The 15,466-nt window shown below is 52.4% G+C and carries 14 protein-coding genes; 8 read left to right on the top strand and 6 right to left on the bottom strand.

Annotated features, from left to right (window positions below; translation table 11 throughout):
* Nucleotides 1-4 precede the first annotated feature (4 nt).
* Nucleotides 5-1,681 carry an alpha-amylase family glycosyl hydrolase gene (locus tag RCO25_RS04745; RefSeq protein WP_308994988.1) on the top strand — a complete coding sequence of 559 codons (1,677 nt, stop codon included), beginning with the start codon at nucleotides 5-7 and terminating at the stop codon, nucleotides 1,679-1,681.
* A gap of 55 nt (nucleotides 1,682-1,736) precedes the next feature.
* Here the strand turns inward: RCO25_RS04745 and RCO25_RS04750 are convergent, their stop codons facing one another.
* Nucleotides 1,737-1,916, bottom strand: coding sequence for a helix-turn-helix domain-containing protein (locus RCO25_RS04750; RefSeq protein ID WP_374992061.1), 180 nt, complete (start codon nucleotides 1,914-1,916; stop codon nucleotides 1,737-1,739).
* Between RCO25_RS04750 and RCO25_RS04755 the strand changes: the two genes are divergently transcribed.
* Together RCO25_RS04755 and RCO25_RS04760 are read left to right on the top strand one after the other, a co-directional pair.
* Complete coding sequence (locus tag RCO25_RS04755) at nucleotides 1,906-2,124, top strand: hypothetical protein (protein WP_308994989.1); 219 nt, start codon at nucleotides 1,906-1,908, stop codon at nucleotides 2,122-2,124. The genes RCO25_RS04750 and RCO25_RS04755 overlap by 11 nt on opposite strands.
* A gap of 21 nt (nucleotides 2,125-2,145) precedes the next feature.
* Nucleotides 2,146-2,388, top strand: a complete 243-nt coding sequence (locus tag RCO25_RS04760; protein ID WP_308994990.1) for an ABC transporter permease family protein — start codon at nucleotides 2,146-2,148, stop codon at nucleotides 2,386-2,388.
* 90 nt (nucleotides 2,389-2,478) lie between these two features.
* Here RCO25_RS04760 and RCO25_RS04765 read toward each other — a convergent pair whose 3' ends face one another.
* Nucleotides 2,479-3,759 (bottom strand): MFS transporter, encoded by a 1,281-nt coding sequence (locus RCO25_RS04765; protein WP_308994991.1) that lies wholly within the window; start codon nucleotides 3,757-3,759, stop codon nucleotides 2,479-2,481.
* Nucleotides 3,760-3,965: 206 nt separating this feature from the next.
* Nucleotides 3,966-4,889: a LacI family DNA-binding transcriptional regulator gene (locus RCO25_RS04770; RefSeq protein WP_308995157.1), complete on the bottom strand. Its 924-nt coding sequence runs from the start codon at nucleotides 4,887-4,889 to the stop codon at nucleotides 3,966-3,968.
* Between the two features lie 307 nt (nucleotides 4,890-5,196).
* On the opposite strand from RCO25_RS04770, the gene RCO25_RS04775 reads away from it, so the two are divergent.
* Together RCO25_RS04775 and RCO25_RS04780 are read left to right on the top strand one after the other, a co-directional pair.
* Entirely contained in the window at nucleotides 5,197-6,249 is a 1,053-nt protein-coding gene (locus RCO25_RS04775) for a glycoside hydrolase family 88/105 protein (protein WP_374992062.1), read from the top strand.
* Nucleotides 6,242-7,939, top strand: coding sequence for a hypothetical protein (locus tag RCO25_RS04780; RefSeq protein ID WP_308994993.1), 1,698 nt, complete (start codon nucleotides 6,242-6,244; stop codon nucleotides 7,937-7,939). The genes RCO25_RS04775 and RCO25_RS04780 overlap by 8 nt, the downstream gene beginning before the upstream one ends.
* A 36-nt stretch (nucleotides 7,940-7,975) precedes the next feature.
* Here the strand turns inward: RCO25_RS04780 and RCO25_RS04785 are convergent, their stop codons facing one another.
* The 3 genes from RCO25_RS04785 to trxB all read right to left on the bottom strand — a co-directional run bounded on the left by RCO25_RS04785 (nucleotide 7,976) and on the right by trxB (nucleotide 12,233).
* Nucleotides 7,976-8,884, bottom strand: a complete 909-nt coding sequence (locus RCO25_RS04785) for an AraC family transcriptional regulator (RefSeq protein WP_308994994.1) — start codon at nucleotides 8,882-8,884, stop codon at nucleotides 7,976-7,978.
* Between the two features lie 207 nt (nucleotides 8,885-9,091).
* Complete coding sequence (locus tag RCO25_RS04790) at nucleotides 9,092-11,056, bottom strand: glycoside hydrolase family 13 protein (RefSeq protein WP_308994995.1); 1,965 nt, start codon at nucleotides 11,054-11,056, stop codon at nucleotides 9,092-9,094.
* Nucleotides 11,057-11,288: 232 nt separating this feature from the next.
* The gene (gene trxB, locus RCO25_RS04795) at nucleotides 11,289-12,233 is read right to left on the bottom strand and encodes a thioredoxin-disulfide reductase (protein ID WP_308994996.1); all 945 of its coding nucleotides are present in this window, start codon (nucleotides 12,231-12,233) and stop codon (nucleotides 11,289-11,291) included.
* A gap of 158 nt (nucleotides 12,234-12,391) precedes the next feature.
* On the opposite strand from trxB, the gene RCO25_RS04800 reads away from it, so the two are divergent.
* The 3 genes from RCO25_RS04800 to galU all read left to right on the top strand — a co-directional run bounded on the left by RCO25_RS04800 (nucleotide 12,392) and on the right by galU (nucleotide 15,453).
* Nucleotides 12,392-13,066: a response regulator transcription factor gene (locus RCO25_RS04800; protein WP_308994997.1), complete on the top strand. Its 675-nt coding sequence runs from the start codon at nucleotides 12,392-12,394 to the stop codon at nucleotides 13,064-13,066.
* Complete coding sequence (locus RCO25_RS04805; protein ID WP_308994998.1) at nucleotides 13,063-14,454, top strand: sensor histidine kinase; 1,392 nt, start codon at nucleotides 13,063-13,065, stop codon at nucleotides 14,452-14,454. The genes RCO25_RS04800 and RCO25_RS04805 overlap by 4 nt, the downstream gene beginning before the upstream one ends.
* A gap of 120 nt (nucleotides 14,455-14,574) precedes the next feature.
* Nucleotides 14,575-15,453, top strand: coding sequence for a UTP--glucose-1-phosphate uridylyltransferase GalU (gene galU, locus RCO25_RS04810; RefSeq protein WP_308994999.1), 879 nt, complete (start codon nucleotides 14,575-14,577; stop codon nucleotides 15,451-15,453).
* Nucleotides 15,454-15,466 lie beyond the last annotated feature (13 nt).

Below are 15,466 nucleotides of genomic sequence, written 5' to 3' on the forward strand. Positions count from 1 at the left end.
AGAAATGAAGGACAAACGTTTGCGCCATGCGGGAGCTATTCTATTATGCTCATTGCTGCTTGCCATACTCGCAGCTTGCTCATCCCAGAACGGGAATGATGGCGAGAAATCGGCCAATAAACCAAACAATGAAACCATCGTCGAGGATGTGGAAAACAGTGCGGGCGGCGAGCCTGCAGCTGCTTCTTATGCGGTAGATGAGCAGCCGGGTAAGGTGTATTATGAGATCTTTGTCCGTTCCTTCTACGATACGAATGGAGACGGAATCGGCGATTTGAACGGCGTAACCGCCAAGCTCGATTATTTAAAGGAGCTGGGTATCGGCGGAATTTGGCTGATGCCGATTAATGCTTCACCCAGCTACCATGGCTACGACACGACGGACTATTACGCCGTCAATCCGGAGTACGGCACGCTGGATGACTTAAAGAAGCTGCTAGAGGAAGCGCATAAGCGTGATATCAAAATCATAATGGATCTCGTCGTGAATCACACGAGCAAAGAGCATCCTTGGTTTAAGGAAGCGCTGGCGGACGAGAAAAGCCCTTACCGCAGCTGGTATACTTTTGCTAACCCTGATGAAAAGGTGAGAGCGGACGGCGCAGTGGGCGGCGATCCGTGGCATAGCTATGGCAGCCTCAACTATCTGGGCGTATTCTGGGAAGGCATGCCGGACCTTAATTTTGACGAGCCAAAGGTTCGGGAGGAAATGATCAAAATCGGTCAATATTGGCTGGAGCAGGGGCTGGACGGCTTCCGGCTGGATGCGGCTAAGCATATTTACGGCGATTTCGCTTCTACGGCAATCACGCCGGAAATCCAGGCAAAGAACAAAGCTTGGTGGCAGGAGTTCCGCGCGGGCATGACCAAGGTGAAGCCGGATGCCTATTTGATTGGTGAGGTTTGGGATTCGCTGACCGTGATTGCGCCTTACTTTGATCAAGCGCTGAATTCGGCGTTTCACTTCGATATTGCCGGACGCTTGCTCAGCGCAGCGGATAAAGAGCAAGATGCGGATCTTGCGTTTTCGCTCGGACGCGCTTACGGTGTTTACGAGAAGTCTTCCGGCGGAACGTTCGTAGATGCGCCTTTCCTTAGCAACCACGACCAAAATCGCGTGATGACTGTACTAAACGGCAATCTCGACCATGCAAAAATGGCGGCGGCGATGCTGCTGACGCTTCCGGGCACGCCTTATCTTTATTACGGCGAGGAGCTTGGCTTGAAAGGCGCAAAGCCGGATGAATATATTCGGGAACCGATGCCGTGGTACGGTTCTCAAGACGGGGGAGAGGGCCAGACGACTTGGGAAAAGCCGCGCTATAATCCCGATCCGGGGGCCGTTTCCGTCGAAGCTCAGACGCAGGATGAGCAGTCGATGCTGAATCATTATCGCGAGCTGATTAAATGGCGGAACGAGGAAGCTGCTTTAAGAGATGGCGGCATAGCGGAGTTTAAGCTGGAGCTTGCTAACCAGAAGCTTAGCGTATATGTTCGGGCTATCGCCAAGGAAAGAGTACTCGTCGTACACAATTTATCAGGCGAGGAGCAAACAACGGATCTGCAGCCATCAGAAGTGTTCGGCAGCTTCGAGGAGCTCACTCGCTCAACGGGCAGCGGGGCGAAGCTTGATGGCGGAAAGCTGACGCTGCCTCCTTACAGCACCGTGATTATAAAGTAATAACGAAAGAGGGAATTGCACAATAGGTGCAGTTCCCTCTTTTTGTTTTGGGCTCCTACTGCTTGCGGTAGGTGTTCGGCGATACGCCAAGCTGCTTTTTAAATGCTTTGGAGAAGGAGAATAAATCGGGATAACCGACGGATTGTGCGATTTCCGCCAGCTTGTAATCCGTTTGCTTCATCAGCAGTGCCGCTTCGTTCATCCGCAGCTGCTGCACGAATTTCATGGGCGACAAACTAAAGGCTTTGTTGAAGGTTTTGGAAAAATGGGTACGGTCAATGCCGACGTATTCCGCTACGCTTTCGATTGTGATTTATAACTCAGCATTCATGAATTATACGTTTGGCAAAGCGTCAACGGCATCCGTGTATTTCCTTGTGCTCATTTCGTTCATAACCTTTCTTCAATTCCGCGCGCTTCGGACGGATCGCGTATCCTACTAGTATGCAGGCAGGTGAATTCGTGTGGTTCTAAAATGGTTAGGCAGGTCCATGCTGCTGCTCTTCGCAGCCGTTATTCTCGTCCCGCTGCTGATCGTGTTATTTACGTCATTAAAGACAACGCCGCAGTTTTATGCGAATCCGCTGGGGCTGCCGGAATCCTTGTCGTTCCACAACTTTAAGGCGCTGTTTGACCGCTCGCCATGCTGCAATTCCGCGGCGAATATATTACGGACTACCCCGTGCTGCTTGCCGGAGTCGTGGTGACGGCGCTGCCGATGATCGCGTTGTTTATTTTCCTCCAGCGTTATTTCATATCCGGCGCTCTTGCAGGCTCATTGAAGGGTTAGATTTCAATTAGTCGAAGTCGCGGATCGCTTTCAATTGATTGTAGGCGATCATCCCCATCAAGAGCATAGCTGCGCCGCTTGCTGCAATAATGACGGCCGGGCCGTAAAGATCGGACAGCGTCGAGAAGACGGCTAAGCCGACTGGCGGGGCAACGCTCGTTAAAGAGCCAACTAGTCCGAACACTCTGCCCTGCATGGATGGTTCGATCGCTACCCTCAGCACGATAAAAATGATCGTCGTACTGAAGGAGAAGAGGAAGCCCACAAGCAGGATAAGCGGCAGCGCGGCGGCGGCCGCAGTCATGAACGAAATGGCGATGAATAACGGCCCCATCAGGATCATACTCCCTATGATCCATTTTCCTCTGCTTTTCAGCTTTGTATCCAGTCTCATAATCAGAATGGAGCCGATCACGTAGCCTAGCGGAATACAGGCTTCCATAAGCCCGAAAATGAAAGGTTTAGCCTGCCATACCTGTACGGCCATCACCTGAATGAGCATGAAGGTGGATAGAAAGAAGAACATGACAAGCGGAAGCAGCATAACGGCGGCTTTGGCGAACGGTTCATTCCACACGTAGCGGAAACCGGCTGCGAGATCCTCCTTGAAGGAATTTTTGGATACTGCCGTGTCCCTGGATGCTTTATAGGGGAATTTGCCCGCAAAGAGCAGAAGCAAGCCGGAGAGCAGGAAGGTTGCAGCGTCGATCGCTATTGCAAAAGCACCGCCGAATGCAGCGACGGCAATGCCGCCTAACGCAAAGCCGGAAATGCGAATGATGTTGTCTGAGATGCTGATTGCCCCTACCGCTTTTGTCAGCTGTTCTTTACCAACGATTTCGATGAGCGAGGCTTGGAAAGCGGGCGTTCGAAACACACCGGTAAATGCGACGAGCGCAGTTAGCAGGACAATAAAGACAAACGGAATATGAGGCAAAAAAATGAGTAAGGCAATCGCCCCTACAAGCACGAAACGGATAATATCCGTTATCCACATAAGGGTGCGACGGTCCACGCGATCCGCAACAGTGCCTGCGAACGAGCCGAAGAGCATGCTGATGACAAGATGAGTGATAAGGACGACCGACATGAGTTTGGCGCTCCCGGTTGTTTGCAGCACCCAAAGGTTTAAGGCAATGCTGTGAAACGTATTGCCAAGCAGCGATAAGCTATAGCTGGAGAAAACGGCTAGAAATGTCCGGTTTCGCCATAAGGACACCGCATGACTGCCAGGCTGACGGACCGATTTCGGCGTCTCGCTTTTGGATTCTTTAGCTAATTCAAGCATGGTTCAGCCTCCTTAATGAAAGTATGGAACAAATAAATTAATTAATCCTGGCTAACCAACTCCGTTGGTAGTTTCCCTTAAACCGGCACTTATCGACCAACAACCATCAACTATCAACTTAAACGTTTAAGTTGTCGTAGAAAAAGCAGATCGAAATCTGCTAATAGAAAACCATCATCGACATCAACTGAAAATTTGTAACGTCATTAATTATTATCGGCTTTTACATGAATATAGCTGCTATCAGGCCCTTTCATTGAATTGTCCAGCAGCTGCAGCATAAGCTGAAAAGCAGCTTCGGGCTTGCGATCTCCAAAAGTGAAGCGGCCAGCGGAGAGAGGTAGGATCTCCGGACAGCCTGCTGAGCAAATGACCGTTAAATTCGCAGGGTCCACATATTTGGCTGCCGAAATGGCTGCAAATTCGTTCAGGATAATCCCTTTTTTATGTTCGTGCTTTCTCAGAAACAGCTCTAGTGCTTGGTCATTCTGCATAATATGAATAGAATCGGGCCCCAATTTCGAAGCAAAGGCAATATGCTCCAGGAGCTCTTTGTTATTGAAATTATCAATGATCACATACTCGTATTGAACGGAGGTGGTGGCCTGCATCGTTTCGAAAGCATCTAGGTAATCATAGTTAACCTTATAAAATAAGGCATCGTCGATGATGCTGTCTACCACGATGAGCGGTACGCCAACTGAAAAATGACTTGAAATCAGGTGGAAATTTTCCGTTTTGACATCGACTACAAAGACGCCGTCAAGCTTGCGTTCCGAGATGATATCGAGCTTTGGACTTGCGGCATCGAGGCCAAATAATACGACATGGTAGCCGTAGCCCGAGAGCAGCTGCTCCAGCCGGTTTATAAATTGCGAGTAACGGAACTGTCTCCAAAATCCTTCGTTTTCTGCGCGGTTGATCAGAATGCCGATCAAGCCGGATTTCTGCTTTACCAGCGATCTGGCGGCCAAATTAGGCACATAATTTAATTGCTTCGCGGCGTCGAGCACGCGAGATCTAGTCTCGTCGGGAATGGTTTGCTTGGCGACGTTATTGAGTACGTAGCTGACTGTTGCGACAGAAACGTCTGAAAGCTTTGCAATATCCTTAAGCGTAGCTTTTTTAATGTGAAAACAGCTCCTTCATCAATCGATGCGGCCTAGTAAGCTAACAGTGCCATCCAAGAGCAGCAGCCACTGCTGTCAAAAGCGCAATCAATGACTTAAACGTTTAAGTTATTATCACATAGGACAGGCTCCTTTGTCTAGGGGCAATCGGAGCTTCGGGAAAATCAGGCGAAGAGTCAACCGAGCCCAGTATGAGACAGTTAGTATAGCTGGACTTTTTCCCACTTTTTTTAAGACGCATGCCCAAGAGCTGAGCCCTATTAGAGTGGTAATATAACCGTATTATCAAGGGAAAGGCGTGAGGGCATTGTCGTTAAAACAACATGCAGAGAACGTATGGAACGAGATGAAGCGGGATTATACCGGTAATTGGGGAATGGACATTCACAAGTGGGATTGGGTTCCGGGCGTAGGCGTCATTGGGTTGCTGGACTATTACGAAACGACCGGCGATCCGGCTATTATAGGTTTTTTGGCCGAATGGGCGGCGCGCAACAAAATGACAACGGAGGCAGAGCTCGTCATTAACGCGATTGCCCCGTTTGCAATTTTCCCAGCCTTGTACCGGGAGTCGGGCGATATCGGATTCAAGGACGAGGCTGCGCGTGTCGCCAAGTGGCTGATGGAGGAAGCGCCGCGGACGAGAGAGCAAGCATTCGAACATACAGTGACCGAGAATGTGGAATTCTCCGAGCAGGTATGGGCGGATACGGTATTTATGGCTGTGCTTTTTTTAGCGAGAACGGCGTCTTTGCTCAAAAATGAAGCCTATGCACAGGAAGCGCAGAAGCAGATGCTTCTTCACCTGACTCTGCTTGAAGACAGAGAGAGCGGCGTCCTGTTCCACGGCTGGAACTGCAGTACCGCGGACCATATGTCCGCAGCACGCTGGACGAGGGCGAATGCCTGGATTGCTGCTGGCGTGCCGATGATATTGAAGGAAATCGCGCCGCTCGTGCAGGTGTCGGAGGAGCTGTTGGCGCGTTACCGCCGCTTGATGGACGGACTTGTTCGGTTTCAGCGCGAGGACGGCTTGTGGAGTACGGTACTTGATCAGCCGGATTATTACCGCGAAGTGTCCGGAAGCGCAGGCATCGCATACGGGCTATGGAAGGCGGGCGATGGCGGCTGGCTGCTGCCGGAGCAGCGCTACGAGACAGCCGCTCGCCGTGCGCTGAAGGCGATTATTGATAATATTGGCGAAGACGGCATCGTGGCCGGCGTATCTGGAGGAACACCGGTGATGGTGAGCGTTGAGGCGTATAATGCCATACCAACCTATGCAACGCTTTATGGGCAAGGATTAGTGCTGATGCTTCTATCGGAAGCACTCTGGAGAGGGGAATCGTCTCATGAATAGAGAACAGCTGGATGAAAGCATTCGGAGAAAAACGGCAGCGTATGACGAGAAGCTGCAGCTCATTCGAACGCCGCTTACGGCTACCTACCATACGGCGCTGAAGAGCAGCGAACACCCCGAGGTATACGCGTTGCTTGCAGCAGCCGGCTACGCGTACGACTTGCTTGAATCGGGGGAGGCCGAGCATATTGCGAGAGCCAATGGGATTTTAGAGCGGGTGGTCCCGCTGCAGGATCAGAATCCGTCCTCCGACACCTATGGGATCTGGCCGTATTTCTTCGAGGAGCCGCTTGATCAAATGGATCGGCCCGACTGGAACATGGCTGATTTTCACGGCAAACGGCTTATCCTTATATTGATGAAGCATAGGGAGCGTCTGCGGGCGGAGCTGGCGGAGCAGATCGAAGCGGCGATTTCCCATGCATGCCGGGCGATCATTATACGCAACGTCGGTCCGCATTACACGAATATTGCGATCATGGGCGCGTTCGTCACGCTGGTTGGCGGCGAGCTTTTGCAGGTAGATGAATATAAAGAGTACGGCTTAGCACGCATGAAACGTTTTTATGATTTTACGTTCGGAATCGGCACGTTTTCGGAATATAACAGCCCTTGCTATACGCCGATTGCGATCCGCGAGCTGCACAGCATTGCTGTCTGCTCGGCGTCTTCCGAGGCAGTTGCTTACGCGAATGAGCTGATCGAGCTCGCTTGGAAAATGGCCGGTGAGCATTTTCATGCCGGCACGGGAGAGTGGAGCGGGCCGCACAGCCGGACTTACAGCACGCTGCTGCAGCCGGATGACCGCAAGTTTCTGTACGAAGCACTTCTCGAGGAAAGGTTCGAATTCGGAGAAAACATCCGTTGTCCGAAGGCGTACCGCGGATTATTTCAAACGGCTCAAACCCGCTATCTGACGGAAGCCACACTGATGGAGGCGGACACCGGCTATCAGGTCTATGCGACGTTATTCCAGAATAAACGCTTGTCTCTGGGCACATTCAGCAAAGGCGTCATGTGGAATCAGCGGCGGAACATGCTCGCTTATGTGAATGTCGAAGGAGAGCCGGTATACGTTCAGCTGCAATTTTTGAAGGACGGCGGTGATTTCTGTTCGGCGATGTTTGCAGGCGTACAAGCGCGCACGAACGTGCTGTTCGGTTTTAATTTACTGACGGATAACGGAGCTTGGCACTCGGATCTGGATCAAATCAACGGCAGATTCCGGGCAAGCGATCTAAGGATTCGTTTGAAAATCGGCGGCGTGACGACTGGGCTGGAGTTGCCGGAGGTACATGAAGGCAAAGCATGGCAGCTGCGGCTTGGAGAGGTTAGTCTGGCGGTTAAGCTGCTTCATGAGCGTTCCGATTACGGGGAGCTGGGGCTGCGCTGCGAACGTACGGATGACGCGATTCATGCGGATTATGTATTGTATAGCGGTGATGAGCGCGAATTCGATTTTCATGCGGTTCAGGAATCGGTGTGGCTGTTCCAGCTCGCGCTGAATGAGTCCGGGCAGCTGCCGGCCGCGCAGATCTGCCAGGAAGGGGACCTTGTCAAGGCTTCGGCCGAGATGGATGGCGAAACAATTTCGGTCGCGCTGTCCATCACCCCGGGACAAACAGCAGAGCGATACCGGACCAACGAGGTAAAGCTTCCGGCTGCTCGGCTTCATCCTAATCAGGTGTAGACTTTAACCGCTTTAGGAGGCAGCCGCGATAATCGTTTATCCTTGCGTTCTGCCAAGCGCGGCCTGCCGCCGATAAGACATCGGTGTCATTCCAGTCGAAGTGCGGAATTGGTGAAAAAAATGCGAAAGATCTCCAAAGCCGGTTTGTCCGGCAACATCTATCATGGGCAAGGAGGTCTGGGCGAGCAGTCCTTTTGCTTTGTTCAGCCGGTATTCATTCAAGAAACGCTTGATCGAATAACCGGTTGTTTCCTTAAACAAACGAAACAGGCGGGAGCGCGACACAGGAAATTTACGAAGCAGGTCGTCAATATGCAGCTCATCGCGGTATGCGGCTACGAGATAAGCGACAACGTCTCCGATGAGCCTCTCGTCGGGGGAGATTATTTCCCGCTGCGCAAGCGGTTCCTCATGCTTTCTTATTATGAGCAGCGCAAGCTCCGACATGCAGCGCAGCATCGAGAGCTCTCGCCAAGGCTGCGTCGAGGCGAGCGAAGCGCTGAGCTCCTCAAGCAGCAGACGTGCTTGCTCGAATTGCGGAGCCGGAAGGAAATAGTGGCTGCCGGACACTCCGCCTGTCAGGAGGCTGCCGATTCCTTCCTTCATGGCCGGACAGGATTGGTCGAGGCGATTCAAGTACGAGTCGCTTACGGACAGCACGTAACGGTCAAAATCCTGTCCCGGCTTGGAAAACGGATGATGCAGCACATGCGGAGCGATGATAGTGAGCGTTCCTGCATGCAGCGGGTAAAGATTCTCCTCCACAATATAGGAGCCGGTACCGCGTAAGCATAGATAAATTTCATAGCCATCGTGATGGTGCAGCGCCTTGCGGCCAAGCGGTCCCGTCCGAAGCTCGCAATGAACCGGATATTCAGCCAAAAACAGGTTCGTGAACTCGTCAAGGACAGTGCTGACCGGTTGTTCGAATCGTTCGCTTGTCATGCGGCTTCCTCCCGGGCGAAATGATGGATGTTTCTTAATTAATCATAGCATTTGTTCCAACGATTCGGGATGGGCCTGATCAGCCAAATCAAAAAAGGGAATGTTTGCGGCCGGGTGGCCTGCTTAAACATTCCCCTTTATATCTCTCTATGAAGCGGCTGCTTTTGCCACAGAGGGCATCGGTAGCCGATTAAGCTTGTAATGCTTCTACAATGCTGTTTGCTCTAGGATAACATAGCCGTAGGCCGGCAGCGTAAACTGAAGTTTGCCATCAACCGTGCTAGTTGTCTTGGAAAGTCGAGTGGCGCTCTCGCCCTCGCTTGCGAGGAGCGTCGACCATGCTGATTCGCTGAGCACGTTCACATCTTCTGTGTTTGCTGTTGAATCCGCGCTGTCTGCGCCTTTCGGCCGGCCGCTGACAGCAGCCTCGATTACTGCCGCGCCGTCTTTAGAAACCGAAACATCCAACTCCGCTTTGCCGGAGAACCCGGTAAACGCGATCTCATGCTGCTGCGCGCCTTGATTTACTGGCGCGGCAGCAATCGCGAAGCTAAGATCAGCAGCCTCGCCGCGCGCATTCAGAGCGATAAGCAGGCGCTGATCGCCGTCGCGGCGCTCATACACCAAAGTGCCGTCTGCTTGACCGACATGCACGAAGGAAATATCCGCGCTGCGAAGCGCGCTGTATTTGTGGCGGAGCCCAATCGCCGCCGTATAGAAGGCGAGGAGCTCGCTATTTTGCTCAGCCGGGTCCCACACCATGCATTTGCGGCAGCCGGGATCGCCCGCGCCGTTTATCCCTACCTCATCGCCGTAATAAATACATGGGGTCCCAGGGTATGTCAGCTGGAATAACGATGAAAGCTTCATGGTCTCCGTGTTGTCCCCGCAAATCGTTAGCAAACGAGGCGTATCGTGACTATCTAACAAATTGAAGGCGGCCTCGGTTACTTGCTGCGGATAAGCGGCAAGCTGCGAGCCAATGGCATTTGCGAAGTCAGCGGCATCGATGGTCTGGTAAGCAAAGAAATCAAGCACCGCGTTCGTGAACGGGTAGTTCATGACCGCATCGAACTGATCGCCCTGCAGCCACATCATCGAATCATGCCAAATCTCGCCCAGGATGTAGGCTTCCGGATTGACCCTTTTCACGGTCTGACGGAATTCGCGCCAAAATTGGTGGTCCACCTCATTGGCAACGTCAAGCCGCCAGCCGTCGATTCCGATTTCCTCGATCCAGTATCGCGCAACCTCGAACAGATATTGCTTCACCTCGGGATGCTCGGTGTTCAGCTTTGGCATGAGCGGCTCAAAAGCAAACGTCTCGTAAGAAGGAACGCCGTCAACCACCTGCAGCGGCCATTCCCGCACGTAGAACCAGTCCGCGTATTTCGATTGCTGTCCGTTTACCTGCGCATCCACAAACGGAGGAAATGTTTTGCCCGAGTGGTTGAATACGGCATCAAGCAGGACGCGAATGCCGCGGGCGTGGCAAGCATCAACCAGCTCCTTCAGCTTCTCGTTGGTTCCGAACTGGGGATCAACCTTCATATAATCCTGTGTATCATATTTATGATTCGTCGTCGCTTCGAACAGCGGCGTGAAATAAACGGCATTTATGCCAAGCGCGGAAATGTGGTCCAAATGATCGATTACGCCCTGCAAATCGCCGCCAAAGAAATTATAAGGAGTCGGCTCGCCGCCCCAAGGCAGTACATTCGCGGGATCTAGCGATGGATCGCCGTTCGCGAAGCGCTCCGGAAATATTTGATAGAAGACAGCGTCCTTCACCCAAGCCGGCGGCTCGAACACGTCGATGGGATTAATATAAGGGAAGTCGAAAAAAGAATTCGGATTATTCGGCAGCAGCAGTTCGAAGCCTTTATCGGTAAGCAGTATGCTCTCGGAACCGCTGGTTAAACGGAAGGCATAACGCAGACGGCGGAAAGGAGGGATGACAGCCGTTTCCCAATAATCGAATCGTGCATCCGAGGACAAAATGCGCATCGGAACCGTTGTGGTCGTTTGCTCCCAGGCATACTTGTCGCCGACAATCGCTTCAACCGCGGCCACATCGTCTTTCTTGGTACGCAAGCGAAGGTGCAGCGTTTTTCCGTCGTAGGCGTAGGCCCAGTTTTGCTTCGGCCTGTGATATACAGCTTCTAATAACATGATAATCGCTCCTTATGGATGATATAAATAAAGGGTGAAAACGCGAAAAAAGGTACAACCTCTGCTCATAAAAGCCGAGGTTGTACCTTTTCCCATCAAACGTTCAGGCGCCGCTCACGCGAAGCATATTGCGAACAAATGGTTGCGGTAGCATTGCCTTTCTATTGTAACTCTCAACACATTTATTATACATAATTTGCACGTTTTGTACTAGTACGTTTGTGAAAAAAAATTACGCGTGAACCGCTTCATGCGCTTGCGATTCCAAGAAGCGTTCGCAGTCCAGCGCTGCCATGCATCCGCTGCCTGCTGCCGTAATCGCTTGACGGTAGTTGCGGTCCTGCACGTCGCCGCATGCGTATACGCCTGGTATATTCGTCTCCGATGTGCCGGGCTTCACGATAATATAGCCTTGCTCGTCGGTATCGATTTGTCCGCCTAGGAAGCCGGTATTCGGCGTATGTCCGATGGTTACAAACAGACCGTCAGACTCCAGCAGTTCTTCTTCGCCTGTTTCATTATTGCGTACCTTCAACCCTTGCAAACCCATGCCAGTCGCAGCGACTTCAAGCGGCGTGCGGTTTAAGCTCCATACGATTTTGTCATTGGCGCGGGCGCGGTCCTGCATGATTTTTGAAGCGCGAAGCTCATCGCGGCGGTGCACGAGTCTAACCTCCGACGCGAAGCGGGTAAGGAACACGGCTTCTTCCATCGCCGAGTCGCCGCCGCCGACAACAATAATTTTTTTGCCGCGGAAGAAGAAGCCGTCACAGGTCGCGCAGGTGCTTACGCCGCGTCCGATATTTTCTTGCTCGCCCGGGATGCCAAGGTATTTGGCCGAAGCGCCGGTTGAGATGATGATCGAATCGGCTTGCAGCTCGCCAATGCCTTCCACGTCGAGCGTGTAAGGACGCTTGCTGAAGTCGACGCTTTTGACGGAGCCTGTTTTGAATTTCGCGCCGAAGCGCTGCGCTTGCTTACGCATATTGGACATGAGCTCGCTGCCCAAAATCCCATCGGGAAATCCCGGGAAATTTTCTACCTCTGTTGTCGTTGTAAGCTGGCCGCCAGGCTGCCACCCTTCAATAACGAGCGGCTCCATGTTCGCGCGAGCCAAATAAATAGCAGCCGTCAAACCGGCAGGACCTGTACCGATAATAATGGTTTTGTAAGTCATCTATAATCTCCTCCGTTTCGGATGCTTTTTCAGATAATAAATACTACATTAAAATTATTACAATCTAGAGCTAAAGTCAATATCGTTCATGTAACGTTCATGTTCGTATTGTATGCTGATTTGAGCGATTGCATAAGCCAGACTGGAGGACGAATGAAATGCCCAAAATTGTAGTTGTAGATGATGATCCGAACATCCGCGAGCTGGTCAGTCTTTTCTTGAAAAGAGAAGGCTGCCAGGTTATTGAAGCTATAGATGGCGTAGACGCATTAGAGAAGCTGGAGGCGGTTCGCCCTGATCTGGCGATTATCGATGTCATGATGCCGCGCATGGACGGCTTTGCGCTTTGCGCCGCACTGCGCGCCAGCTATGATATTCCACTGCTCATGCTGACGGCTAAAGGAGAAACGACGCAGAAGGTGAAGGGCTTTGAGCTGGGAGCGGATGACTATATGGTCAAGCCGTTCGATCCGCCGGAGCTGGTCGTACGGGTCAAGGCTTTGCTCAAAAGATACCGGATCACCGCGTCGCAGACGGTCGAGTTCGGCGACGTTATGATGAACCAAACCGACTTTCATATGTCCGCGGGCGGAGAGAAGGTTACCCTGCCGCCCAAGGAATTCGAGCTGCTGTTCAAGCTGGCCAGCTACCCGGGAAAAACCTTTGCTCGCGATCAGCTCATTGAACAGATCTGGGGCATGGATTACGAGGGTGACGAGCGGACGGTCGATGTACATATCAAAAGGCTGCGCGACCGGTTTCCCGAGGAGCTGTACCGTTTCCGAATCGTAACGATCCGTGGACTCGGGTATAGGCTGGAGGAATGGTCATGATCCGCAGTCTATATGTTCGCATAACGGTTACCTTTCTCATTATTGTACTTATTAGCATTGGCGTAGCTTTCCTATTCACGAATCAAATGTTCAAACGGGATGCACGCGGCCAGCTTCCCAACCAGATGGAGGGGGCCATCGACCGCATCGAGCAGCTCTATGCGGTTTCTGAGCCGGCATCAATGAAAGAGTTTTTGGAGGAGATGTCGAACCAGCAGGGAATGTCCATTATCGCAGTCAGCAGAGCCAACCGCCTTGTGACGGTTGGCGAGAGAAGCGACATCATGGTGGAGAGGCTCACATATCAGCAGCTGGCAAGCATATTTAGCGGCAGCACCGTGCGCATGGAAGTGTTCAATCGGGAGGCGGGAGACCCGCCGATGCCGCCTGCCATAGGCAAGCTGGTGCAATTCGGCAGCGAAAATTGGGCTTTATTTGTCCAGCCGGATCGTTTTCCGCAAAATAGCAACTTTATATGGACAGCCGTGACGCTGCTCGTAACCTTGCTCGTCGTCGGATGCGTGCTTATTTTGGTTGCGGCCCGTTATCTCGTGAGACCGTTAAAGATGATGACCAACGCGGCGAAAAGAATGTCGGAGGGCGATTTCAGCGTGCGGTTGCCTGCAAGACGGGGAGATGAGCTCGGCGAGCTCGCTGAGGGCATGAACAAAATGGCGCTTAGCTTGTCGCAGCTTGAAATGATGCGTCAGGATTTCGTATCGAACGTTTCCCATGAAATCCAGTCACCGCTCACCTCTATCGGAGGCTTTGCCGAGGCGCTCCGCAGCGAGGAAGTGACGGAAGCCGAGCGGGACCGCTATATCAGCATCATTAAGCAGGAGAGCATGCGGCTTTCGCGTCTGAGCGAAAACTTGCTTAACCTGGCATCGCTGGATTCGCAGCAGCATCCGTTTCACCCACAGCCTTATCGACTCGACCGCCAGCTGCGCGATGTCGTGCTCGCCTGCGAACCGCAGTGGATAGCCAAACGGCAAACGGTTGAGCTTTTAATGGAGGAAACGGTCATTACCGCAGACCGCGATCAGCTTAACCAGGTATGGATGAATCTATTGGCGAACAGCATGAAATTCACGCCCGAGGACGGTAAAATCTCTTTTTCGCTGACCGGGCAGGACGGCTTCGCCGTGGTCCGGATTTCTGATACGGGGATCGGCATCAGCGAGGAGGATCGGGAGCGTGTATTTGAACGGTTTTATAAAGGAGACGTATCGCGTGACCGAAGCCAGGGAGGCAGCGGTCTCGGGTTGTCCATTGCGCAAACCATTGCCCATATCCATGGCGGCAGCATCATGCTTGATCCCGGCGCCGATCAACTAAAGGGCGCAAGCTTTATTATAAGGCTCCCATTTACGCCTCCGGCGCAATAATGGACGGCAATCTTGCAGGACGGGAGCATAGAGGCATGAAAACATGGCTAATCAAGAATAGAGCGGTTATGATGGAGGCAGTCTATACAATTCATGCAACGTTCTGGGGGAGAAGCTCGAATGGAGAAGTGGATACGCAAAGCGATCATACCCGCAGGAGGACTCGGGACAAGGTTTTTGCCGGCAACCAAAGCACAGCCGAAAGAAATGCTCCCGATCATAGACAAGCCTGCCATTCAATATATTGTAGAAGAGGCGGTCCAATCCGGCATCGAAAGCATCGTGATCGTCAGCGGTCGCAACAAACGGGCCATCGAGGATCATTTTGATAAATCCGCTGAGCTTGAAATGGAGCTTGAAGCGCGCCATAACGAGGAAATGCTGGAGATGGTGCAAAAAATATCGCAGCTGGCTGACATCTATTACGTAAGGCAGAAGGAGCCGCTGGGGCTCGGACATGCCGTACTATGCGCGCGCCGCTTCATTGCGGACGAGCCTTTTGCCGTATTGCTCGGAGATGATATTCTGAAATCCGATCCGCCGTGCCTGCGCCAAATGATCGACATTTATGAGCAGGAGCAGTCATCGGTCGTTGCCGTTATGGAGGTGCCGTGGGATCAGACCCATAAGTACGGTATCGTCGACATTGAACCAGGCAGGCAGATTGCCCGCGTCCGCGATATCATTGAGAAGCCGGCGCCGGGACAAGCCCCTTCCAATTATGCGGTTGTCGGCCGCTACGTTCTGGATCCTGCGATATTTGGCCTGCTGGAGAAAGCAGCGCCGGGCAAAGCGGGTGAGATCCAGCTGACCGACAGCCTGCAGCAATTAAACCGCATGGCGTCGTTAACCGCTTTTCGCTTTGACGGCCGCAGACATGATGTGGGCGATAAGCTTGGCTTCGTCCAGGCGACCATTGATTTTGCGCTTGAACGCGCGGATCTTGGCGATGAGGTTAGAAGGTACCTGCTGGAGAGGCTGAAGGAAACGAAGGCATAGGCTCATTCATAGG

Origin of the sequence: Paenibacillus sp. LHD-38 (assembly GCF_031157315.1) — a bacterium.
Classification (GTDB): domain Bacteria; phylum Bacillota; class Bacilli; order Paenibacillales; family Paenibacillaceae; genus Pristimantibacillus.

Bases quoted from the DNA above. Each gene is read 5' to 3' on its own strand.
- RCO25_RS04780 (WP_308994993.1), top strand. From the start codon at position 6,242: ATGAATAGAGAACAGCTGGATGAAAGCATTCGGAGAAAAACGGCAGCG.
- RCO25_RS04790 (WP_308994995.1), bottom strand. From the start codon at position 11,056: ATGTTATTAGAAGCTGTATATCACAGGCCGAAGCAAAACTGGGCCTAC.
- RCO25_RS04765 (WP_308994991.1), bottom strand. From the start codon at position 3,759: ATGCTTGAATTAGCTAAAGAATCCAAAAGCGAGACGCCGAAATCGGTC.
- galU (WP_308994999.1), top strand. From the start codon at position 14,575: ATGGAGAAGTGGATACGCAAAGCGATCATACCCGCAGGAGGACTCGGG.
- RCO25_RS04785 (WP_308994994.1), bottom strand. From the start codon at position 8,884: ATGACAAGCGAACGATTCGAACAACCGGTCAGCACTGTCCTTGACGAG.
- RCO25_RS04800 (WP_308994997.1), top strand. From the start codon at position 12,392: ATGCCCAAAATTGTAGTTGTAGATGATGATCCGAACATCCGCGAGCTG.
- trxB (WP_308994996.1), bottom strand. From the start codon at position 12,233: ATGACTTACAAAACCATTATTATCGGTACAGGTCCTGCCGGTTTGACG.
- RCO25_RS04755 (WP_308994989.1), top strand. From the start codon at position 1,906: ATGGGCGACAAACTAAAGGCTTTGTTGAAGGTTTTGGAAAAATGGGTA.
- RCO25_RS04805 (WP_308994998.1), top strand. From the start codon at position 13,063: ATGATCCGCAGTCTATATGTTCGCATAACGGTTACCTTTCTCATTATT.
- RCO25_RS04745 (WP_308994988.1), top strand. From the start codon at position 5: ATGAAGGACAAACGTTTGCGCCATGCGGGAGCTATTCTATTATGCTCA.